Below are 22,150 nucleotides of genomic sequence, written 5' to 3' on the forward strand. Positions count from 1 at the left end.
AAACACACCCCCTTCCCCCCCCCCCCGCTCTACCGATGGGGTGAGTACGCGTACTCACCCCGCCCCCCTCCTCGTACCCATCCGCCGTGCCGCACCGGCTTCTGGGCTCCGAGCATGCCGAACGAGACCGGGCCCAGTGCCGCTTCATTCACCACCCCCGACACCGCTGCCGCTTCGGGCGCGACCGGCTCCCGGGCCTCGTCCTGCCTGACCGGCGCCCTCGGGTGCGGCGGCGCCGCGCTCCTCGCCGTCCTCGTCCTGGTGGGCACCCTCGCGTGGGCGGCCCACGACGCGACGGACTACCCGCGCGTCGCACCCGAGGAGATGGCGAACCGCGCCTTCCAGCGCTCCCGGGAGGCGTACGGGATCCTCGGCTTCACGCGGACGATCGCACCCGGAGTCGAGAAGATCGGCGTCAGCACGGAGAACACCTTCGGCGCCTCCTCCTGCTACGACGGAGGCCTCCTCGGCCTCGCGGACGAGACCGTCGACGGCGCCTCCTCGATGAGCCACCGATGGGCCCTGGACCACGTCCCGGCCGACCGCGCGGTCGCCGGCCTCCGCCGGCTCCACCAGCACCTCAAGGACACGGGCTGGGAGGTCACCTCGTACCGCGAGGGCGAACGGGGCCGGGACTGGGACCTCTTCGTCCAGCGCGACGACGGCGAGGAGCGGATGTCCTTCACCTGGTACGCGGACCGGGAGTACTTCACCGGGGGCGCGAGCGCCCCGTGCGCGTACGACCCGGAGTGGACGCCCGGCGACCCCGGCCCCGCGGGGGAGAACGAGCACCCGCCTGCCTTCGGTCCCGCGCGCTGAGGGGCTGCCGCCGCCGGGCGCCCATATCCCAGGGCGCCCATACCCCAGGGCGTCAGGGCGTCAGGGCGTCACGGGGACGGGAGCGGGGGCCGCGTCCGGGTCCGGCTCCGGGTCGGAGCGCGGATCCGCGTCCGGGCCCGGGTCCGGACGCTCCTCGCCCAGCTGCTCCCGCAGGTAGTTCCAGACCACCGCGACCAGCGCGGCCAGCGGGACGGCGAGCAGGCTCCCCACGATGCCGGCCAGGCTGCCGCCGAGCGTCACCGCGAGGAGGACGACGGCCGCGTGCAGCCCCAGCCCGCGACTCTGGATCATCGGCTGGAACACGTTCCCCTCCAGCTGCTGCACCACCACGATGATCGCCAGCACGATCAGCGCGTCCGTCAGCCCGTTCGACACCAGCGCGATGAGCACCGCGACCAGACCCGCGAACAGGGCGCCCACGATCGGCACGAACGCGGAGACGAACGTCAGCACGGCGAGCGGGACGACCAGCGGGACGTCGAGGACCCACAGCCCCAGGCCGATGAACACGGCGTCGAGCAGACCGACGAAGGCCTGACTGCGCACGAACGCCCCCAGGGTGTCCCAGCTCCGCTCCGCCACGACCGGGACGTCGACGGCGAGCCGACCGGGCAACTGGCGGGCCAGCCACGGCAGGAACCGGGGACCGTCCTTCAGGAAGAAGAACATCAGGAAGAGGGCGAGGAAGGCCGTCACCACACCGTTGAACACGGTGCCGACGCCGGTCGCGACGGCGGTGACCATGCTGCCGACGCTGTTCTGGAGGCGGCCCATCGCCGTGTCGAGGGCACCGGAGATCTCGTCGTCGCCGATGTTCAACGGCGGTCCGGCCGCCCACTCGCGCAGCCGCTGGATCCCCTCGACCACGCCCTTGGACAGCTCACCGGACTGGGACGCGACCGGCACCGCGATCAGCGCGACGACACCGATCACGACGAGTATGAACGAGACCGTTACCACCGCCGCCGCCAACGCGGGCGGCCAGCCGTGCCGTCGCAGGAAGCGCGTCAGCGGCCAGGTGAGGGTGGTGAGGAGGAGGGCGACGACCAGCGGCCAGACGACGGACCACATGCGACCCACCAGCCACAGGGTCACCCCGGTCAACAGCAGGACCAACAACGACTCGGCCGACACGCGGGCCGCTGTGCGCAGCGCCGCGGCGGCCTTGGTGGAACTCAAGGTGGCAGACATGGGGACCACCCTAGGGACCCCGCGACCCGCCCCGCGCACGGCCGTCGCCTTCGCCGCCCCTCCCACCGGCCCCCCTCGGCGCCCTCTTGCGGTCCTCTGGTGTGCCCTCGGAGCCTCCCGACTCGCGACGTACCTCTTGCGGGGGACCCGAGGGCGGTCGCGTAGCCCGTGAGGACGACCCCGTGCCCGTACGGAGACGGACTTCCGGGTCCGGGCGGAACCCGGGCCCCCGCTCGACGTCTTCCCCCGCGTCGGCCCGACCGTCGGGGCGACGACCGGGAGGACGTGATGGTGGATCGGATACGCGAGCGGACGCGGGCGAAGGCGTCCGCGCCCGAGTACCAGGGAGCACTCGGCTCGCTGTCGGTGAACGCCTCGCTGCCGGAGGTCCTCGCCCGCGCCGTCGAGGAGCTGCGGGCGGCGGAGTCGGCCGGGGACCTGCGGGAGGCGGCGCGCTGCGGGCTCGCCGTCGCCGAGGCCTGCCGCAGGCTCGGACGGATCGAGGAGGCGGACCGGGCGTGGAAGGCGAGCTACCGGGCGGCGCGTGCGGCCGGCCACGAGGGCGCGATGGCGTGGGCCCTCTGGAGCGGCGGCACGCTCGCCCGGCAGCGCGGTGCGCTGAGGCTCGCCCACCGCCTGCTCCGGCTCGCCGCCGAGGCCGGCGAGCGGGGCGGCGACGTCGTCGCCCGCGGCTACTCGCTGGCGGGCCTCGCCGAGACCGGGCGCATCCAGGGCGACTACGCGGCGGTGCGGCGGCTGCACGAGCAGCTGCTCGCCGAGGCCCGCCGCCGCGGCGAGGCCCGGCACACGGTGTGGGCCCTCGAAGGCATCGCGCAGATGCACCGCAACACCGGCTCCTACGACGAGGCCCTCGCCCTCTTCGAGGAGGCGGCCGAGATCGCGTACGGCGCCGACGACCGGCGCGGGTGGGCCTGGGCGCTGCGGGGCGTCGCGGACGTGGTGTCCGTACGGGACGGGGACGTCGAGCGCGCGCTGTCGCTGCTCTCCCGGGCGGCGGAGGCCTGCCGCGAGATCCGGCTCTCCGGCGCGCTCGCCTACAACCACAAGATGCGCGGCAACGTGCTGTACCGGGCGGGCCGGTACGAGGAGGCCCGCGAGTGGTACGCGCGGGCGCTGGGGGAGTTCCGCGCCATGGACGAGCCGCGCGGCACGGCACTGTCGCGCCTCGGCCTCGCCAAGTCCACCGCCCGCCTGGGAAGCCCCGCCGCGGAGACCGCCGCCGAACTCGTCGAACTGCGCGCGACGCTGGACCGCATCGGGCTGCGGTACGCCCGCGACATGGTCGACAAGGCTGCCGTCGAGCTGGGGATCGGCCCGCTGCCCGACACGGGTGCGGAGGGTGCGGTGCGGCCCGCGGGCCGTGCGGAGGGCGCGCGGGCGGCGGCCGGTGCGGAGGGTGCGCGATGAACGCCGTCCCGGCCTCGCTCTCGCCGGTGTCCGTGCCCGCCACGCCCGCCGCCGCGGCGCGGGCCGCCGGGGCCCTGGAACGCTGCCGCGCCCTCGTCCGGCCCGCCCTGGTGGAGGCGGTCGGCCGGTCGCACCCGTGGACCGGGGAGATGGCGGCGTACGCCCTGGGCTGGAGCGACACGGCCGGAACACCGGACCCGGATGGCTCCGAGGGCAAGGGGGTGCGGCAGGCGCTCGTCCTCCTGGCGGCCGAGGCCGTGGGCGCGGACGCCCGGGTCGTCGTCGAGGGCGCCGTGGCCGTGGAGTTCGTCCACACCTTCTCGCTGCTCCACGACGACATCATGGACGGGGACGGACTGCGGCGGCGGCGCCCCGCGACCTGGACGGCGTACGGCACGGGTCCGGCGGTCCTGGCCGGTGACGCGCTCCTCGCCCTGGCCCTGCGGACGCTGGCGGAGTCACCGAACCCCCGTGCGGCGGCCGCGGTGCGCCACCTGTGCGGGACGCTGACCACGCTGGTGTCCGGGCAGGCGGACGATCTGGAGTTCGAGCGGCGCCCGTGGAGCGGCCCGGGAGCGGTGGGCCCGCAGCGGTACCGGTCGATGGCGGAACGCAAGACGGGCGCCCTGCTGGGCTGCGCGACGGCGCTCGGCGCGGAACTCGGCGGGGCTCCGGCCCGAACCGTCTCCGTGCTGGAGCGGGCCGGCCGTCATCTGGGCGTCGCCTTCCAGGCGGTGGACGACCTGCTCGGCGTCTGGGGCGATCCGGCGGTCACCGGCAAGCCCGTCCACGCCGACCTGCGGCAGCGCAAGAAGACCTACCCGGTGCTCGCCGCACTGGCCGCAAGCGGCACGGCCGCGCGGGACCTCGCGGCGCTCCTCGCGTCCCCCGACCCCCTCGACGAGGCGGCCGCGGCGCGCGCCGCCGCACTCGTCGAGGAGGCGGGCGGCCGCGCCGCGACCCGAGACCAGGCGCGCCACCACCTGGACTCCGCCCGCCGCGCGCTGCGCCGGGCCTCACTCGTACCGGGAGCCACCGGCGACCTGGACGCGCTGTTCACCTCCCTCCTGGACCGCGACTGGTGAGGCACGGACGGCGGGCGTGGGCGGTTACGGCAGGGCGTGCCCCTCGGTGACGCTGCCGGGCGCGGGGCGCGGCGCCCCGTCCCCGGGAGCCGGCTGCGCCGGGACCGTCGAGTCGACGAACTGGCGTGCCTGGAGTTCGTACATCTCCCGGAACGCGCCGACGCCCGCGGCGGGCGCCATCAGTTCGGCGAACGTGCCGTGCTCGACGACCCGGCCCTCGTCGAGGACGTAGATGAGGTCGGCGTGCCGGACGCTGTGGAGGCGGTGGGTGATCAAGACCGTGGTCTGGCCGGAGTCGGCCAGCCGGTGGATCTGGTCGAAGACCCGCTGCTCGGCGGCCGGGTCGAGCGCGCTGGTCGGCTCGTCCACGATCAGCAGGTCGCCGTCGCGGTGTCTGGCCCGGGCCAGGCCGATCTTCTGCCACTGGCCGCCGGAGATCTCCTGGCCGCCCTTGTAGCCGCGGGCGAGCAGGCTGTCCAGGCCGCGCGGGAGCCCCCGGACGACCTCGTCGGCCCCCGCGTACGCCGCCGCCGCCTCGATGGTCCGGTCGTCCATGGCGGCGCCGCTGCGTCCGATGCCGATGTTGACGCGGGCGGTGAAGGGCCAGCGGAAGAAGTCCTGGGCGACCATCGCGACACGGTCGAAGACCTGCGCGCGGTCGGCCTCCGCGGTGCTCACGCCGCCCCACAGCACGCGCCCGGAGTCCGGGAGCCGGGCGCCGCTGAGCAGCCGGACGACGGTCGACTTGCCCGAGCCGTTCCGTCCGACCAGGGCCACGGTCCGGCCCCGGGGGATGACGAGGTCGACCTCCCGCAGGGACGGCCGGTCCGCGCCGGGATAGGTGAACGACACCTTCTCGAAGCGGACGTCGGCGTCGGCGGGCACGTCGAGCCCCCCGACGGGGATGGCCCGCCGGATTGCCTCCTCGCACAGCTTCTGCAGGTCGGCGACGAACAGGGCCTCCTCCTGGACGTCGGTGACGCGCAGGACGAGGTCCGTGATGCTCGCCGCCCCCGTGCGGATCGCGAGGACCGCCGTGCCGGCGACGGCCAGGCCCATCTGCCCGTGCCACAGCAGCAACCCGAGGACGCCGTACGATGCGACGGTGGCGACGCCACGCGTCGCGTCGGCGACCGTGTGGGTGCGGGCTCCCGCCCACGCCAGCCGGGTCTGCTCCCGCTCGCTGGTCTCGGCCATCCGCCGGAAGTGCCGCAGCAGGAACGGCGCCGCGTCGTGGACGCGGATCTCGGCGGCCGCCTGCTGGTTGATGAGCAGCTGGCTGATCAGTTTGGCGGCGCGGACGTGCTGCACGAAGCGGTGCCAGCTGATGTACCGGTGCCGGGCCATGGTCAGCGAGCCCCACGCGCTGGGCAGCGCCATCAGCGCGAGGAGCGGCAGGAGGACCGGGTGCAGGACGGTGAGCACCCCCGCGGCGGCGGTCAGGGAGATGGCGGAGGTGACGACGGCGGTGCAGTAGCCGACCATCCGCCGGGCCGAGTCGGCGCCCCACTGGGCGGAGTCCATCAACTTGTGGAAGTCGTCGTCCTCGATGGCCTCCAGCTCCACGCGCGCCACCAGGGAGAGGTACCGCTCGGTCGCCACCCGCTGCGCCTTCGGCTCCAGGATGCCGGTGGCGGCGGACGTGGCCGACCGGCACACCGAGCCGACGACCGCGAGGGCGGCGACCAGCACCAGCGACGGAAGCGCCGCCCGCAGCCGGTCGGCGAGGTCGCCGGGCGCCAGCAGCTCGACGAGCAGGGCGTTGACGGCGATCAGGGAGACGGCCTGGGCGACGCCGCGCGCGACCTCGCTCACGGCGACCGTGGTGAACGCCCGCGGGTCGGCCTCGCGGGCCAGCCGGACCGCCACCGCGACCTGACGCGGCAGCGAACCGGCCATGGCGCGCAGCCCCAGCTTCAGCCAGGCGCCGTCGTGGGCGCCCCAGCCGTGGTCGTAGGTGAGTTCGCCGCCGAACAGCAGGTGCTCCGAGTCCGAAGGACTCGCCGCAGCGGCCGACGACGGATCGGTGGCGCGGCCCGTCATGCCCCCCACCTCGTGTCCGGGCGTGAGGGGCGGAGGGCGCGGGCGGTGGGGGGAAGCGGGACCGGGGTGGCGGGAAGGGGATACAAGGCGGTCTCCAGGAGCGGTAGTTGGGGTGTCGTGGGGCTCAACGAGGCCGCCCGGCCTTTCGAACACATGTGTTTCGGACGGGGTGCGAACCGCGCGGCCACGCGCCTTCGCGTCCGTGGCGCCTGCATCGACCCGTGGGGGACACGGACCCCGGCGTCCCCTGCCGATGGCCGAAACGCCGACACCGCGCGAGCACCTTGCGCCGCGGTGGCGGGCGCCGCCACGGTCCAGGCCGCCACCGCCGTCCCGGCGGCCACCCCGGCGCCCCCGGCGTCGTGACCCGTGCCGTCCCGCGGGTCACCCGGATGCGGTGACCGGCGGGCTCACATCCGGTGGGAGGGGTAGGCGTACGGGGCAGCAGACGCGTCCGTTTCAGGAAGGCAGACCCATGAGCACACCCGCCCACCCGCCCGGGGCCCCCGAAGCGCGGCCCGAGCCGCGCAGGTCGACGGTGGTGTGCGGCGTGATCGGGATCGCGGTGACGGCCGCGGTCGACGAGATCGTCTTCCACCAGATCCTGGGCTGGCACCACTTCTACGACCGGTCCACCCCCGGCGTGGGGCTGCTCTCGGACGGGCTGCTGCACACGGCCGAACTGCTGGCCCTGGTCGCCGGGTTCTTCCTCTTCGCCGATCTGCGGCGCCGCCGGGCCCTGGCCCCGGCCCACGCCTGGGCCGGGTTCTTCCTGGGCACGGGCGTCTTCCAGCTGTTCGACGGGATCGTGGACCACAAACTGCTGCGCCTGCACCAGGTCCGCTACGGCGTCGACGTCACCCCCTACGACTGGGCGTGGAACCTCGCCGGCCTGGTGCTGCTCCTGACCGGCGCGGGACTGGCCGTCCGCGCGGCCCGCCGCGGCCGGCCCTCGGCGACGTCGTGATCCTCGCGCACGTCCACTCCGGCCCGGACGCGGGCCCGGGTCTTGCCGGGCCGGTCACCGCGGCGGCCGCGTTGCTGGCGGCCGTCGTCTACGGAGCGGCCGCGTCCCGCCTGCGCCGCCGCGGGGACGCCTGGCCGCGGTGGCGCGACACCTCGTTCACCGCCGGAAGCACGGGTCTGGCCTGGGCTGCGGTGGGCCCCCTGCCGGGCGGGGCGTTCACCGTCCACATGGCCCAGCACCTCGTCGTCGGCATGGCGGCCCCGCTGCTGTTCGTCCTCGCCCGCCCCCTCACCCTGGCCCTGCGCGCCCTGCCCCCCTCCGGCGCGCGCCGAGGCCTGCTGGCCCTGGCCCACTCCCGCCCGGTGGGCCGGCTCGTCTTCCCGCCGCTGGCGGCCCTGCTGGACGTCGGAAGCCTGTGGCTGCTGTACAGGACCGGCCTGTTCGCCGCCGCGCAGCACGACCGGTGGCTGCACGCGGCGCTCCACCTGCACCTCCTGGCCGCCGGCACGCTGTTCACCCTCGCCGTCTGTCAGCTCGACCCCGTACGCCGCCGCTGGAGCCCGGCCCTGCGCGGGCTCACCCTGCTTGCCGCCGGCGCCGCACACGCCGTCCTCGCCAAGACCCTGTACGCCGCCGAGCCGCCCGGCACCGTCGTCGCCGCCGCCGACCTGCACACCGGTGCCCAGGTCATGTACTACGGCGGCGATCTCGTCGAAGCCGCGCTCGCCGTCGTGCTGGCCGCCTCCTGGTACCGGACCACCGGCCGCGCGCTCGCCGCGCGCGGCCGTGTCAGCCGTCCGCCGACGCGGCGTGAGACGGCCCGGTACGGACGACGGCCTGATCCCCCCGCGGACCGAACAGGTGCAGGATCTCCACGGCGCCCGAGCCGTCCGCCGGGCCGAACCAGTGCGGCTCGGTGGTGTCGAACTCGGCCACCTCCCCGGGGCTCAGCGTGAAGTCCCGTTCCCCGACGACGAGTCGGAGCCGGCCGGCGAGGACGTACAGCCATTCGTACCCCTCGTGGGTGACGAGCTCGGGCGGCCGGGGAGCCAGCACCTGCTTGAAGACCTGCACGCGACCCGGGTACTGCGTCAGGGGTACGAGGACGCTGCCGCGCTCCTTGCGCAGCGGCCGCAGGTGCACCCGGGGATCACCGCTGGCCGGCGCCGCCACCAGCTGGTCGAGCGCCACGCGGTGCGCGCGGGCCAGCGGGATGAGCAGGTCCAGGGTCGGGCGACGGCGGCCCGACTCCACCCGGGACAGGGTGCTGACGGAGATGCCCGTCGACGCCGCGAGCGACTCCAGCGTGAGTCCCCGTTCCTTGCGCAGCCGGCGCAGCCGCGGCCCGATGCCGTCGAGGATCCGCGCCAGCTCCGCGTCCCGCGTTCCCGTGTCCATGGGGGCCATTTTTGCAGGGTCCGCAAAAACGATGGGCCGGGGCCGTCGTCCGGGCCGAACCTTGCCGGGCACTGTTCCCGTACCTCCAGAGGTAGACCGTGACCACGACGACACACCCCGCACCACCCGAACTGAGCGCACGCGGACGCTGGACGGTGCTGGCCGTCTGCTGCCTGAGCATGTTCCTCGTCGGCCTCGACACCACCATCGTCAACGTCGGCCTGCCGACGATCGGCCGCGGCCTCGGCGCCGACACCCGCGGTCTCGAATGGATCGTCGACGCCTACACCCTCGTCCTCGCCGCCCTCCTGATCTCCTCCGGCGCCCTGGCGGACCGCTTCGGACGCCGCAGGGTGTTCCAGTGCGGGCTGACCGTGTTCGGCGCGGCCTCACTGCTCTGCGCGGTCGCCCCGACGGCGGACGCGCTCGTCGCGGGCCGCGCCCTGCAGGGAGTCGGCGCCTCCATGCTCAGCCCGGTGGCCCTGGCGATCGTGGTGAACGCCATGCCGGACCCGAGGGAACGCGCGCGGGCGATCGGCGTCTGGGCGTCCGTCTTCGGCCTGAGCATGGCCGCCGGACCCCTCACCGGGGGCGCGCTGCTCGCCGGGCTCGACTGGCGGGCGCTGTTCTGGATCAACGCGCCCGTCGTCGCGGCCGCGCTGCTGCTGAGCGCGGTGTTCGTGCCGGAGTCCCGGGCACCGCGGGCCCGACGACTCGACCTGCCCGGACAGATCCTGCTGACCGCGGTCCTCGTCCTCGTCGTCGGCGTGCTGATCGAAGGACCGCGCGTCGGCTGGACGTCTCCCGCCGCGTGGGCGGGATACGCGGGAGCCGCGGCGGCGACGGCCGGGTTCCTGTGGGTCGAGTCCCGCCGCCGCGACCCGCTGATGGATCTCGGGCTCTTCCGGCGACCGGCCTTCGGCGGCGCCGTCGTGGGCGCCGTGGCGGTCTTCGTCGCCCTGAACACGACCCTCCTCCTCACCACCCTCTACCTGCAGCACACCCGGGGCTGGACGCCGCTGGCCGCCGGTGCGGCGGCGCTGCCCCTGGCCGTCGGCGCGACCGTCTGCGCCCCCTGGTCCGGCCGCATGGTCGGCCGTACGGGGCCGCGGCTGCCGTTGCTCCTCGCCGGCGGGTTCGTCACGGTCGGCGGACTGCTCCTGGTCCGGCTCACCCCGCACACGAGCGTGCCCCTGCTCCTCGCCGCGCTCGCGCTCATCGGCATCGGGTTCGGCTTCGCCAACGCCCCGATCACCAACACCGCCGTCAACGGACTGCCCCCCGCCCGCGCGGGCGTGGCCGGTGCGATCACCTCCACCGCGCGGCAGATCGGCGCCGCCCTCGGCATCGCCCTCGCCGGCGGCCTGGTCGCCTCCGCCGGCCCGGCAGGACTCGCGCTCGCGTCCCGTCCGGGCTGGGCGGCCGTGGCGGCCTGCGGCGCCCTGCTCCTCTGCGTCGCCCACGCGTCCCGCGGTGTCGCCCATGCGTCCGGCCCGACGGCCGTCCCTCCCGCGAACCGCGCCGCCCCGTCCGCGGGCGGGCGCAGCCGCCGATGAGTTACGGCGCGTCGTGCGGTCTGGTCTGTGACGCGACCGTTCTCGACAGGAGTGCCCCATGTCCACCATCCAGCCGGTGATCCTCACGGCCGACCTCGACGTCCTGCGCGCCTTCTACACGGAGCTGTTCGGCGCCGAGGAGGTCTTCCGGGTGCCGGAGGAGGGCCCGGCGTTCTACCTCGGCCTGCGCATCGGTGACACCGACCTCGGGCTGGTGGCCAAGGAGGGCGTGGGGGAGGGGACGGCGCCGCGGATCCTGCTCGGCATCGCTGTCGACGACGTCGACGCGACGCTCGGCCGGGTCACGGCGCTGGGCGGCGCGGTCCGCGGCGGCCCCACCGACATGCCGTGGGGGCAGCGCGTCGCCCACATCAAGGACCCCGACGGCAACCCGGTGAACCTCACCCAGCCGGTCCCGGCCCCCTGACACCGCGCCGCCCCGACGCGTCCCCCCTCCCCTCGTCAGCCGCGGGCGCTCAGTGCTCGCAGAGCGAGAACTCCCGCTCGTACAGCTGCTCGTTGTGCTCGGCGACGAAGAACTTGCGCTCCTGCATGAGCTGTTCGCGGTACGCCTTGGCCTCGTCGAGCGTCATGGTCGAGGTTTCGGCCCACGGCTGCTGCGGGGGGACGTCCGCCGTGGAGACGATCCGCCGCTCCGGGTCGACCAGGAAGAACGCGAGGATCTTGCGGTGCCCCGGGCGGGTGGGGTCCGCGAGCCGGAACGGGTCGACGCGGTGCTGCAGCAGGTTCGGGAACGCCAGACACCGGCCCGCCGGGGTCGGCACCGATCCCAGCAGCTGGTTCAGCGCGTCCTCGGTCTCCAGGCCGTACACCTCGCGCACGCCGTTGTCGTCGCTCTGCTCGTACTCCGGGTCGTCGAGGGCCGTCCGGAAGCTCAGCCGGCTCTCCGTGATGTTCTCGCTGTCCCAGTAGTAGATGCCGGTCGACACGATCCGCTCGTTCAGCATGCCCTCGACGTGCCAGGAGCCGCCGGCGTACTCGGGCTTCTCCGGGGTGAGGTGGATCGTGGCGAGCTTGACGATGACCTGGAGGCCGCGGCCGCGGAGGTCGACGCGGGCGGACGCGTCGGGCGCCTCGGGCGGCGTGAACTCCGGGGCGTCCGGAACCACCGGGCGGCGGTTGTCCCACCAGTCGTCCTGCGCCAGGTCATAGGCGTCGACGGCCTTGCGGTAGCTCTCGTCGTCACCGAAGTCGGCCCTGTCCGGGTGCACCGGCTCCGAGTCGTACCAGCCGTACGGATCCGCCTCGATCCGCAGCGGCCGCGGATGCCGCAGATCGGTGAGGACGTTCTCGAAGAGGGGGCGGAACCGCGCGAACAACTCCGGCAGCACGGCGACGAGTTCGGCGTGCTTCTCGGGGTGGACGTTGTTGACGTACGAACGGAGGGCGACGTCGCCCTCGTCACTGACCTCGACGTCCGTGGGCAACCACTGGAACCTCTCCGAGAACTCGTACTTCGAGTAGTCGTTCGTCGGGTTCTCCCACGCCCGCTCGGGCCCGCCGCTCACCTCGCGCACCAGGCAGAACAGCGAGGGATGCACGAGGTCCAGCACCTGGCCGTCGGACCCGGGATGCCAGTCGAGATCGGCCTCGGGCACCCGCTCCAGGACCTCGACCGCCGAGCGGAGCCGGGACCCGAGCGCGTCGTCGACCAGGGAGTCCGACTGCCACACCCCGTCGACGGCGGAGACCTCTGCGCCGGTCCGTCCGTCCCGCAGGGCGGCGTAGTGCGCGAGCTCGGCGAGCACGTACCGCACCTGCGCCTCGGTGAGGCCCTGCGCGACCGCCTCCCGCGTCCACCTGCCGGCGATCTCGGCGTCGTGCATCTTGTCGAACCACCCCGGCTTCTCCCGGATGTGCGCGCTGCACTGCATCATCTGCAGCTCCCGCAGGGTCCGGGGCGTGGAAAGCGCTATGGAATAGCGGGAGCCGTGAAACGGCAGCGGGAAGGCGGAAAGGCCGGACAATTCTCTTGGTCCTCACGGTCGGTGTGCGGTGCCGCGAACAATACTTCAGGGGTCCGACAGCGCGGGAAAAGTCGCCGCCGACCCCATCCGCGAAGGCGCCGCGCGCCGAATGTCCGGTGAGAGGTCACACCGATCCACGGTCGGCCCACCCGGTGGCCGGCCGGTGGAAGGAGCACGTCATGAACACCACGTTCACCCGGCGCCGCGTCCCGGCCGCCCTGGCGGCCCTCGCCCTCGGGATCTCGTTCGGAGCCCTCGCCCCGCAGGCGTCCGCCGAGGACGGGGCTCCGTTCGGCCCCGGCTGCGCCGCGGTGCCGAAGGAGGGGGCCGGCTCGTTCGCCGGCATGGCCGACGACCCGGTGGCGACGGCGGCGTCGAACAACCCCGCCCTGTCCACCCTGGTCGCCGCCGTCCAGAAGGCCGGTCTTGTCGACACCCTGAACAACGCGAAGGACATCACGGTCTTCGCGCCGACCAACGACGCCTTCGCGAAGATCCCGAAGGCCGACCTGGACAAGGTCCTCGCCGACAAGGCGCAGCTCACCAAGATCCTCACCTACCACGTCGTCGACGAGCCGGTGGAGAAGGCGGACCTCGCCGACGGTTCCTTCACCACCCTGCAGGGCGGCATGCTGACCACCGCCGGGTCCGGGGACACGTACGAGGTGAACGACACCGCCGCCGTCGTCTGCGGCGACGTGCGGACGTCGAACGCCACCGTCCACGTCATCGACACCGTGCTCATGCCGAAGTGAGGCGCCCGCGGGACCGGCCGCGACCGGTCCCGCGGAGCGGTGGGGTCCGCATCCGCCCGCCTCCGTCAGGACGAAGCACTCCACGGCACGTGTACGCCACGGAGAACGGTGAAACGGATCAGCCCATGGACATTCCCACCCCGGGCGACGGCGCCCTCTGCCTGGTCACCGGCGCGAGCGGCTACATCGGCGGCCGCCTCGTCCCCGAGCTGCTCGACGCGGGACACCGCGTGCGCTGCCTCGCCCGGCATCCGGAGAAGCTCCGCGACTTCCCCTGGGCCGACCGGGTGGAGACCGTACGCGGTGACGTCACGGTCGCCGAGAGCCTCCGCGAGGCGTTCGCCGGCGTGGACGTCGCCTATTACCTCGTCCACTCCATGAGTTCGACGTCGCGCTTCGAGGACGCCGACCGGCACGCCGCCCGCACCTTCGCCGCCGAAGCCCGCTCCGCCGGGGTGCGGCGCATCGTCTACCTGGGCGGTCTGACCCCGCGCGGCGTGCCGGAGGACGAACTCTCGCCGCACCTGCGCTCCCGCACGGAGGTGGGCCGCATCTTCCTCGACTCGGGCGTCCCCACCGCCGTCCTGCGGGCCGCCGTCGTCATCGGCTCCGGATCGGCCTCCTTCGAGATGCTCCGGTACCTCACCGAACGCCTTCCCGTCATGGTCACGCCCAGCTGGGTCGGCACCCGCGTCCAGCCCCTCGCGGTCCGCGACGCCCTGCGGTACCTGGTGGGCAGCGCCACCCTGCCCGCCGACGTCAACCGGACCTTCGACATCGGGGGGCCCGACGTCCTCACGTACCGCCAGATGATGGAGCGGTACGCGCGGGTCGCGGGGCTCCGCAAGCGCCTCATCGTCCCCGTGCCGGTCCTCACCCCCCGCCTGTCCAGCCACTGGATCGGCCTCGTCACCCCGGTCCCCGCGTCCCTGGCCCGGCCCCTCACGGAGTCGCTCCGGCACGAGGTGGTCTGCGCCGAGCACGACATCGCACGGTACGTGCCCGACCGCCCCGGCAGGCCCATCCCCTTCGACGAGGCCCTCCGCCTCGCCCTCCGCCGCGTGCGGGAGGCACGCGTCGCCACCCGCTGGTCCTCCGCCTCGACGCCCGGCGCGCCGAGCGACCCGCTGCCGACCGACCCCGACTGGGCGGGCGGCAGCCTGTACACCGACGAACGCTCCCGCACCGTCGACGCGAGCTCCGAGGCGCTGTGGCGGGTCATCGAGGGCGTGGGCGGCGAGAACGGCTGGTACTCCTTCCCGCTGGCCTGGGCGGTACGGGGATGGGCCGACCGGCTGGTCGGGGGCGTGGGACTGCGCCGGGGGCGCAGGGACGCGGAGCACCTCCGGGTCGGCGACGCGCTGGACTTCTGGCGCGTGGAGGCGATCGACCGCGGCCGGCTGCTGCGCCTGCGGGCCGAGATGCGCCTGCCGGGTCTCGCCTGGCTGGAGATGGCCGTCGACCGTGACGAGCAGGGCCGGACGACCTACCGGCAGCGGGCGCTCTTCCACCCCAGGGGCCTCGCGGGGCAGGCGTACTGGTGGGGCGTGAGCCCGTTCCACGCCGTGGTCTTCGGCGGCATGGCCAGGAACATCGCCCGGACCGCAGAGACGGAGAGCGGCGCGAGAAGGCCCGGGGACCTGCGGGAACAGACCGGTCACCACTCGTTCGAGTGAAGGACCCATCCGCCGGGCGGACGGCGCCGAATGACGGGTTGTGAGCACCTTCCGCGGCGGTTCGACCGCCCGAACCCCCGGCACCCGGAGCCCCCTTGGTCCCCGGGCGGCCGCGCGTGGCGCGGCCGCCGGGGGCGGTGCTCCCGCATCCGTTTCGAGGAACCCCCGAGGAGCAACACCCATGAACTCCCTGCGCATCCGCCGTGGCGCCGTCGCCGTGACCGCCGCCGCCGTTCTGCCCTTCTCGCTCGCCGCCTGCTCGGACTCCGACGGTGACACCAAGGCCGCGGCCCCCACCTCGGCCGCCGCCGACCCGGCCGCCGACCCCACCACCGCCGCGACCCCGGCGGAGGGCGCGACGGCCGCGGGCGCGCCGTTCGGTCCGGCCTGTGCGGGCGTGCCGAAGGAGGGCGCGGGCTCGTTCGAGGGCATGGCGATGGACCCCGTCGCGACGGCCGCGTCGAACAACCCGGCCCTCTCCACCCTGGTCACCGCCGTCCAGAAGGCCGGTCTTGTCGACACCCTGAACAACGCCGAGAACATCACGGTCTTCGCGCCGACCAACGACGCCTTCGCGAAGATCCCGAAGGCCGACCTGGACAAGGTCCTCGCCGACAAGGCCACGCTGACGAAGATCCTCACGTACCACGTCGTCGGCCAGAGGCTCGCCCCGGCGCAGCTGGAGAACGGCTCCTTCGAGACCCTCCAGAAGGGCATGATCACGACGAAGGGCTCCGGCGAGGACTACACCGTCAACGACACCTCCAAGGTCGTCTGCGGCAACGTCAAGACCGCCAACGCCAACGTCTACATCGTCGACACCGTCCTCATGCCCAAGTAGCCCGCGGCACCGGGCGGGAGCAGCCCGGGACGCCCCGAGGAGCCCGAGGAGGGGACTGCTCCGGCGAGCCCCCGCGGGCGGGCGCGCGCCGTCAGGCCGTGCCCGCCCGCAGGTCCGCGAGGACCGTCCGGGCGGCCCGCGCCCCCGAGGCCAGCGCGCCCTGCAGCGAGCCGGTCGCCCGGTGGTCCCCGCACACGTACCGGCCGCGGGACCACCGCGTTTCCCGCGACAGCGGGGTGGGGCCGGGCATCGCCGGCAGCGCGTCGGTGACCGTGACGCGGTGCACGGCCTCCCAGTCGCCCGTGTCCACGCCGTACGCCTCGCCCAGCGCCCGCAGGACCGCGTCCGTCTCCGCCGGACCGGGGGAGCCGAGCACGGAGGTGGAGACCAGCGCCCGGCCGTCGGTGGAGAAACCGGGCTGGACGGCGGTGAGGACGCAGGTGTTGAGGAACCTGCGCGCCGCGTCCACGACCAGCACGGGCTCGTCCAGCGGAGGCCGCCCGACCGCGTGGTACAGCGTGGTGACGGTCCGTCCGTCCGGCACGCGGAGCCCCGGGAGCAGCCGCGCCGCGGCCCGCTGCCCGGTGGCGACGACGACCGCGCGGGACCGCACCTCGCTCCCGTCCGCGAGGGCCACGCCGCCGGCCGTCAGGGCGGCGACCGCGGTGCCGGTCCGCAGGACGCCCGGGGGCAGCCGGGCCGCGAGCTGGGCGGGCACGGCGCCGATCCCCCCGGCCGGCAGGCACAGCGTGCCGCGCAGCATGCTCCGCCACACCAGGTGGAAGAAGCGCGCCGAGGTCTCCAGCCGGTCCTCCAGGAACACGCCGGACAGGAACGGCCGGAAGAACGTCTCCACCAGCCGCGGCGACACGCCCGCCGCGGCCAGGGCGTCCCGCGTGGTCCCGTCGGAACCGCGGCGCAGCACGGACGCCGGTGCCAGTGCGTCGCGCGCCGACAACGCGGAGAGCGCGAGCAGGTCCCGGCCGGACGCCAGCCGCCCGGGAAGCAGGTCCCCGCTCTCCTTCGGGCGGCGGCTCGGGTCGGTGAACCGGCGCGGCCCCCGTTCGGTGTGCACGAGCACGCCCGGCGTGAACGGCCGCAGCCGCAGCGCCCTCAGGTCGAGGCGCCGCTTCACCTGCGGGTACGACGTGTTGAAGACCTGGAAGCCGCGGTCCACGGTGAAGCCCGCCACCCGGTCCGTGCGCATCCGGCCGCCGACGGCGTCGCCCTCCTCGAGGAGCAGCACCCGCAGACCCGCCGCGCCCAGGTCCCCGGCGCAGGCGAGCCCCGCCGCTCCCGCGCCGACCACGACCACGTCGTGCCGCGTACCGTTCGTCGTCGCCATGCCGTCCTCTTTCCGTCTCGTCCGTTCGGTGGTGCGTGCCGTGGTTCGCGCGCCGGTTCGGGCCGTGCCCGTTCCGTGCCCCGTGCCGTGCCCTCAGGGCGGCCCCGCCCCGCGTCCCCGCTCCTGCTCCAGGAGGGCGGGCAGGTCCCGCAGGCGGTCGAGGCCCCGGACGGGCTGCGCCATGCGGTGGTTGCGGCCGAGGCGGTCCCGGTGCCGGTGGAGGAAGGCCCAGTACCCGGCCGTGAACGGGCAGGCGTCCTCGCCGACCCGGCGGTCCGGACGGTAGGGGCAGGGGCCGCAGAGATCGCTCATGCGGTCGATATAGGCGCCGCCCGAGGTGTACGGCTTGGTCGTCATCCGGCCCCCGTCGGCGTACTGCGACATGCCGACGACGTTGGGCAGCATCACCCAGTCGTAGCCGTCGGCGAAGCTGCGGTGGAACCAGTCCGTGACGGCGGCCGGGTCCCAGCCGCGCTGGAGCGCGTAGCTTCCCAGGATCATCAGCCGCGGGATGTGGTGGGTCCACCCCGTGTCCCGCACCTGGCGCAGGGCCGTCGCCACGCACCGGGCCGACACGGCGTCCGCGTCGAGCTCCTGCCACCAGCGGGGGAGGGCGCCGGTGTGCCCGAGGGCGTTGCGCGTGCGGTACTCCTCACCGAAGTACCAGTAGAGGTGCCACACGTACTCGCGCCACCCGGCGATCTGCCGGACGAACCCCTCCACCGAGTTCAGCGGCGCGCCGCCCGCCCGCCAGACCGCCTCCGCCCCCTCCACGCACTCGGCCGGATCGAGCAGGCCCAGGTTGAGGGACGTCGACAGCAGGCTGTGGCTCATGGTGCCGTCGTCGGCGAGCACCGCGTCCTCGTGCGCGCCGAATCCGGCGAGCCGGTGGTCCAGGAAGCGCCGGAGGGCGGCGAGCGCCTGCCGACGGTCCGCGGGGAACGCCCGAGGACCGTCGCGGCCGACGAAGGAGACGTCCCCGTCGCGTTCCCATCGGTCCAGGTCGCGCCGGACCTCCTCGTCGATCGCGTCCTCACGGGGGCGGTACGGCGCCGGGGCACCCAGCGTGCGGGCTCCGCGCGGCGGCGGCCGGCGGTTCTCGTGGTCCAGGTTCCAGGTGCCGCCGGCCGGTTCGCCGCCCTCCATGAGGAGGTCGTGGCCGCGCCGGACGTGCCGGTAGAAGTTCTCCATGCGGAGCGCGCGCTGCCCGTCCGCCCAGGCGGTGAACTCCTCGGGACCGACCAGGAAGCCGCGCGGCGGCAGCACGGTGACGTTGCCGAGCGACCGCACGAGACGCAGCGCCGCCCGCGAGGTGGGGTGGTGCACCGTCACCCGGCCGGCGCCCACGGCCTTCCGCAGCCCTTCCCCGTAGGTGTCGGCCCGTACGTAGGTGACCCGGTCACCGAGCTCGGCGGCGCGGTGCCGCATGGCCGAGAGGACCAGGTGGGCCTTGGCCCGGTGGAAGCGGCGGCGCCGGAAGACGGACCGGGCCTCGACCATCACCACGGGCGCGTCACGGGCCGGGCCGTCGTCGCCGGGTTCCAGGAAGGAGGGTCCCAGTTGGTCCCCGAAGAGCCAGTGCGTGTCCGTCATGCCTCGTCCGTCCTCATGCCCGCCACGTCTTGCCTGCCCGGTCGAGCAGGTCGAGCCGGTCGCGCGGTCGTCGTGCGCGCTCACTGGGTTCGCCCACGGGGCCCCGGCCGGATGCGGTCCGAACGGGTGACGCTGCCGCGAGGTGGCCTCCGCCCGCATCCGGGGTACCCGCGCCCGGAGAAGTACTCCGGCAGGCGGCGAGGCCCCGGCCCCGTCCTCCCCTCTCCTCATCGGAGGCCCTCATGCCCCGTTCCCCGGAACCCCGAGGCCGTGTCGCGGTCGTCACCGGCGCCGCCCGCGGGCTCGGCGCCGGACTGGCGCGACTGCTGGCCGCGCGCGGCATGCGCGTGGCCCTGCTGGGACGGGAGCACGCCACGCTCGCCGCCGTCGCCGTGACGCTCGGCACCGAGAGCCACGTGGTGGAGGTCGACGTCACCGACGACGCGGCGATGGAGCGGGCCGCCGAGGAGGTGACGCGGACCCTCGGCGCCCCGTCGGTCGTCGTCGCCAACGCGGGCGTCGCGGAGGGCGGCCCCTTCGAGAGCTCCGACCCCGCCACCTGGCGCCGCGTCGTGGAGGTCAACCTGGTCGGCAGCGCGGTCACCGCGCGCGCCTTCCTGCCCGGACTGCGGGCCACCGGCGGCTACTTCCTCCAGGTCGCCTCCACCGCCGCCTTCGGCGCGGCCCCGATGATGAGCGCGTACTGCGCTTCCAAGGCGGGCGCCGAGGCCTTCGCCCGCTCGCTGCGGGCCGAGGTGGCCCACCTGGGCGTCGGCGTGGGCGTGGCGTACCTGCACTGGACCGACACCGACATGGTCCGCGACGTCGACCGCCACACGGTCCTGCGCGAACTGCGCGGGCACATGCCCGCCCCCGCCCGCCGCGTGTACCCGGTGGACCGGGTCGCGGCCTGGCTGGTGCGGGGCATCGAGCGGCGCCGCGCCTCCGTCTACGCCCCGCCGTGGCTCCGGCTCGCCCAGGCCGGGCGGCCGTTCTACCCCGTCGCGGTGGACCTGCTCTCCCGGCGCACGCTGCCCCGGCTCCTGCGGGAGCACACCTTCGAGCAGACCGGTCTGCTCGGTACGGGCGGCCGCATCGAGGAGACGCTGATCGACCGCTCCGCCGTGCGGGGAGCCACGCGCCACGGTCGCGGGCGTCCGGCTCAGTGAACGCGGCGACGGTCGACCGCGTCGGCTCCCCCAACGGCGCCGTGGTTCAATATCTCTCGATCATCGAGATAGTTGATTAACGAGACATTTCCCGGGGAGTGCTCCATGTCCACACCCGCGCGCTGGGCGAGCAGACTGCTGCCGCTGTTGGTGCTCGTCGTCTGGCTCGCCGTCGGAGGAGGGCTCGGCCCGTACGCCGGAAAGCTCGGCGAGGTCGCCACCAACGACCAGGCCGCCTTCCTGCCCCGCAGCGCCGAGTCGACCCAGGTCCTCAAGGCGCAGGAGGCGTTCCGCCAGGAGGAGACCCTGCCCGCGCTGGTCGTCTGGACCGCCGACGGCGGCGGCCGCGTCGACCCGGCCGCCCAGGAGAGCGCCACGCGCGCCCTCGCCTCGCTGAAGGGCACCGAGGGCGTGGTCGGAGCACCGTCGCCGGCCTTCCCCTCCGACGACGGTGAGGCCCTCCGCGGCATCGTCCAGCTCCGCCCCGACCTCGGCGAGGAACTCCCCGTGGTCATGGACGAGGTCGAGGCCGCCGTCTCCGCCGTACCGGGGACGGAGGTGTGGCTCGCGGGTCCGGCCGCGACCCAGGCGGACCTCGGCGACGCGTTCTCCGGCATCGACGGCCTCCTGCTCGTCGTCGCCCTGGTGACGGTCCTGGTGATCCTGCTCCTCGTCTACCGCAGCGTCCTGCTGCCGCTGCTGATCATCCTCGGCGCCGTCTTCGCGCTCGGCCTGGCCTGCGCCGTGGTGTACGTGCTCGCCGACCACGACGTCGTACGGGTCGACGGCCAGGTCCAGGGCATCCTGTCCATCCTCGTCATCGGCGCGGCCACCGACTACGCACTGCTGCTCGCCGCCCGCTACCGGGAGGAGCTCGCCGCGCGCGACGGAGACCGCGTGCCCGCCATGCGCGCCGCCCTCAAGCAGTCCTTCGGACCGATCGTCGCCAGCGCCGCCACCGTCGCCCTCGGCCTGCTCGCCCTGCTCTTCAGCGACCTCACCAACAACCGGGCCCTCGGCCCCGTCGGCGCCATCGGCATCGTCTGCGCCGTGCTCAGCTCGGTGACCTTCCTCCCCGCCGTCCTGGTGCTGCTCGGCCGGGCCGCGTACTGGCCGGCCCGGCCCAGGGCCACCGCCGACGGCGAGGCGGCCCACCCCGTCTGGCGCAAGGTCGCCGGGCTCGTCGACCGCGCCCCCCGCAAGGTCTGGGCCGGCTCCCTGGCGGCGCTCGTCGCCTGCGCCGCCTTCTCCTTCACACTCGACTCCAAGGGCGTCCCGTTCGACGAGATCTTCGTCAAGGACGCCCCCTCCGTCGCCGCCCAGGAGCGCCTGAGCGAGCACTTCCCGGGCGGCGCGGGCAACCCGGCCGTCGTGATCGCCGACGCCGGCGCCGCGGAGAAGGTGCGGACGGCCGCGGCGGCCGTGGAGGGCGTCGACTCCGCGACCCTCTTCACCGCCCCCGGCTCCGACCGGCCGCTCGTCGCGGACGGCCGCGTCCGGATCGACGTCACCCTCGCGGACGCCGCGGACACCGACGCCGCCAGGGACACCGTCGTCGCCCTCCGCACCACCCTGCACGCGGTGCCCGACGCCGACGCCCTCGTCGGCGGGTCCACCGCCCAGAAGTACGACACCCAGGTGACGGCCGAGCGGGACCGGCAGCTCATTGTCCCCGTCGTGCTCGCGATCATCCTGGTCATCCTGGTCGGGCTGCTGCGCTCGCTGCTGCTGCCCGTGCTCCTGGTGGCCACGGTCGCGCTCAACTTCCTCGCCACGCTGGGCGTCTCCGCGCTGGTCTTCGAGCACGTCTTCGGCTTCACCGGCACGGACTCCGCCGTACCCCTGTACGGTTTCGTCTTCCTGGTCGCCCTCGGCGTCGACTACAACATCTTCCTCATGTCACGGGTGCGCGAGGAGACGGAGCTGCACGGCACGCGCGAGGGCCTGCGCCGCGGGCTGGTCGCCACGGGCGGTGTCATCACCTCGGCGGGCGTCGTCCTCGCCGCCACCTTCGCGGCCCTCGGCGTGATCCCGCTGGCGTTCCTCGTCCAGATCGCCTTCATCGTGGCCTTCGGCGTCCTCCTCGACACCCTCGTGGTCCGGTCGCTCCTGGTCCCGGCGCTGGTCCGGGACATCGGCCCCGCCGTCTGGTGGCCCGGAGCTCTCCGCCACCGTCCCTGACCGACCGTCCCCGGGCGGTGTCCGACAACGGACGCGCCCCCTCGGCCCTGCAAGGCCGAGGGGGCGCGTCGTGCCGCCCGCCCTCCGGGCGGCA

General features: G+C 74.5%; 17 protein-coding genes and 1 pseudogene. 12 read left to right on the top strand and 6 right to left on the bottom strand.

Translation table 11 applies throughout. The features are described 5' to 3' along the window. Positions 1 to 114 precede the first annotated feature (114 nt). Entirely contained in the window at positions 115 to 819 is a 705-nt protein-coding gene (locus ACWDVG_RS27665; protein ID WP_451703016.1) for a hypothetical protein, read from the top strand. A 60-nt stretch (positions 820 to 879) separates the two neighbouring features. Here ACWDVG_RS27665 and ACWDVG_RS27670 read toward each other — a convergent pair whose 3' ends face one another. After that, positions 880 to 2,031, bottom strand: a complete 1,152-nt coding sequence (locus ACWDVG_RS27670; protein ID WP_451703017.1) for an AI-2E family transporter — start codon at positions 2,029 to 2,031, stop codon at positions 880 to 882. Between the two features lie 288 nt (positions 2,032 to 2,319). On the opposite strand from ACWDVG_RS27670, the gene ACWDVG_RS27675 reads away from it, so the two are divergent. Further along, the gene (locus ACWDVG_RS27675) at positions 2,320 to 3,459 is read left to right on the top strand and encodes a tetratricopeptide repeat protein (protein WP_451703019.1); all 1,140 of its coding nucleotides are present in this window, start codon (positions 2,320 to 2,322) and stop codon (positions 3,457 to 3,459) included. Further along, on the top strand, positions 3,456 to 4,544 hold the full coding sequence (locus tag ACWDVG_RS27680; RefSeq protein ID WP_451703021.1) for a polyprenyl synthetase family protein: 1,089 nt from the start codon (positions 3,456 to 3,458) through the stop codon (positions 4,542 to 4,544). Before ACWDVG_RS27675 ends, ACWDVG_RS27680 begins: the two co-directional genes overlap by 4 nt. A gap of 24 nt (positions 4,545 to 4,568) precedes the next feature. Here ACWDVG_RS27680 and ACWDVG_RS27685 read toward each other — a convergent pair whose 3' ends face one another. Next, positions 4,569 to 6,587 (bottom strand): ABC transporter ATP-binding protein, encoded by a 2,019-nt coding sequence (locus ACWDVG_RS27685; protein ID WP_451703023.1) that lies wholly within the window; start codon positions 6,585 to 6,587, stop codon positions 4,569 to 4,571. Positions 6,588 to 7,062: 475 nt separating this feature from the next. On the opposite strand from ACWDVG_RS27685, the gene ACWDVG_RS27690 reads away from it, so the two are divergent. After that, positions 7,063 to 7,554 carry a DUF2243 domain-containing protein gene (locus ACWDVG_RS27690; protein ID WP_451703024.1) on the top strand — a complete coding sequence of 164 codons (492 nt, stop codon included), beginning with the start codon at positions 7,063 to 7,065 and terminating at the stop codon, positions 7,552 to 7,554. Further along, positions 7,551 to 8,297: pseudogene (locus ACWDVG_RS27695) on the top strand (cytochrome c oxidase assembly protein); the annotation flags it as partial. The gene ACWDVG_RS27690 and the pseudogene ACWDVG_RS27695, both read left to right, overlap by 4 nt. A gap of 46 nt (positions 8,298 to 8,343) precedes the next feature. On the opposite strand, the gene ACWDVG_RS27700 reads toward ACWDVG_RS27695, so the two are convergent. Next, complete coding sequence (locus ACWDVG_RS27700; protein WP_451703027.1) at positions 8,344 to 8,952, bottom strand: helix-turn-helix domain-containing protein; 609 nt, start codon at positions 8,950 to 8,952, stop codon at positions 8,344 to 8,346. A gap of 98 nt (positions 8,953 to 9,050) precedes the next feature. On the opposite strand from ACWDVG_RS27700, the gene ACWDVG_RS27705 reads away from it, so the two are divergent. Then, positions 9,051 to 10,508: an MFS transporter gene (locus tag ACWDVG_RS27705; protein WP_451703029.1), complete on the top strand. Its 1,458-nt coding sequence runs from the start codon at positions 9,051 to 9,053 to the stop codon at positions 10,506 to 10,508. Positions 10,509 to 10,566: 58 nt separating this feature from the next. Next, positions 10,567 to 10,935, top strand: coding sequence for a VOC family protein (locus ACWDVG_RS27710; protein ID WP_451703031.1), 369 nt, complete (start codon positions 10,567 to 10,569; stop codon positions 10,933 to 10,935). Positions 10,936 to 10,984: 49 nt separating this feature from the next. On the opposite strand, the gene ACWDVG_RS27715 is transcribed toward ACWDVG_RS27710, so the two are convergent. Beyond that, positions 10,985 to 12,496 (bottom strand): DUF4246 domain-containing protein, encoded by a 1,512-nt coding sequence (locus ACWDVG_RS27715; protein WP_451703033.1) that lies wholly within the window; start codon positions 12,494 to 12,496, stop codon positions 10,985 to 10,987. A 179-nt stretch (positions 12,497 to 12,675) separates the two neighbouring features. Here ACWDVG_RS27715 and ACWDVG_RS27720 point away from each other — a divergent pair, with 179 nt between their 5' ends. The 3 genes from ACWDVG_RS27720 to ACWDVG_RS27730 all read left to right on the top strand — a co-directional run bounded on the left by ACWDVG_RS27720 (position 12,676) and on the right by ACWDVG_RS27730 (position 15,768). After that, positions 12,676 to 13,251 (top strand): fasciclin domain-containing protein, encoded by a 576-nt coding sequence (locus ACWDVG_RS27720; RefSeq protein WP_451703035.1) that lies wholly within the window; start codon positions 12,676 to 12,678, stop codon positions 13,249 to 13,251. Between the two features lie 125 nt (positions 13,252 to 13,376). After that, positions 13,377 to 14,927, top strand: a complete 1,551-nt coding sequence (locus tag ACWDVG_RS27725; RefSeq protein ID WP_451703036.1) for an SDR family oxidoreductase — start codon at positions 13,377 to 13,379, stop codon at positions 14,925 to 14,927. Positions 14,928 to 15,108: 181 nt separating this feature from the next. Beyond that, complete coding sequence (locus ACWDVG_RS27730; RefSeq protein WP_451703039.1) at positions 15,109 to 15,768, top strand: fasciclin domain-containing protein; 660 nt, start codon at positions 15,109 to 15,111, stop codon at positions 15,766 to 15,768. A gap of 91 nt (positions 15,769 to 15,859) precedes the next feature. On the opposite strand, the gene ACWDVG_RS27735 is transcribed toward ACWDVG_RS27730, so the two are convergent. Both ACWDVG_RS27735 and ACWDVG_RS27740 read right to left on the bottom strand, forming a co-directional pair. Then, positions 15,860 to 17,113 carry an NAD(P)/FAD-dependent oxidoreductase gene (locus ACWDVG_RS27735; protein WP_451703040.1) on the bottom strand — a complete coding sequence of 418 codons (1,254 nt, stop codon included), beginning with the start codon at positions 17,111 to 17,113 and terminating at the stop codon, positions 15,860 to 15,862. A gap of 93 nt (positions 17,114 to 17,206) precedes the next feature. Next, positions 17,207 to 18,706: a cryptochrome/photolyase family protein gene (locus ACWDVG_RS27740; RefSeq protein WP_451703042.1), complete on the bottom strand. Its 1,500-nt coding sequence runs from the start codon at positions 18,704 to 18,706 to the stop codon at positions 17,207 to 17,209. 242 nt (positions 18,707 to 18,948) lie between these two features. On the opposite strand from ACWDVG_RS27740, the gene ACWDVG_RS27745 reads away from it, so the two are divergent. Together ACWDVG_RS27745 and ACWDVG_RS27750 are read left to right on the top strand one after the other, a co-directional pair. Next, complete coding sequence (locus ACWDVG_RS27745; RefSeq protein ID WP_451703044.1) at positions 18,949 to 19,875, top strand: SDR family oxidoreductase; 927 nt, start codon at positions 18,949 to 18,951, stop codon at positions 19,873 to 19,875. Between the two features lie 105 nt (positions 19,876 to 19,980). Continuing rightward, complete coding sequence (locus ACWDVG_RS27750; protein WP_451703046.1) at positions 19,981 to 22,056, top strand: MMPL family transporter; 2,076 nt, start codon at positions 19,981 to 19,983, stop codon at positions 22,054 to 22,056. Positions 22,057 to 22,150 lie beyond the last annotated feature (94 nt).

The sequence above is a fragment of the Streptomyces sp. NPDC003327 genome (assembly GCF_053589515.1).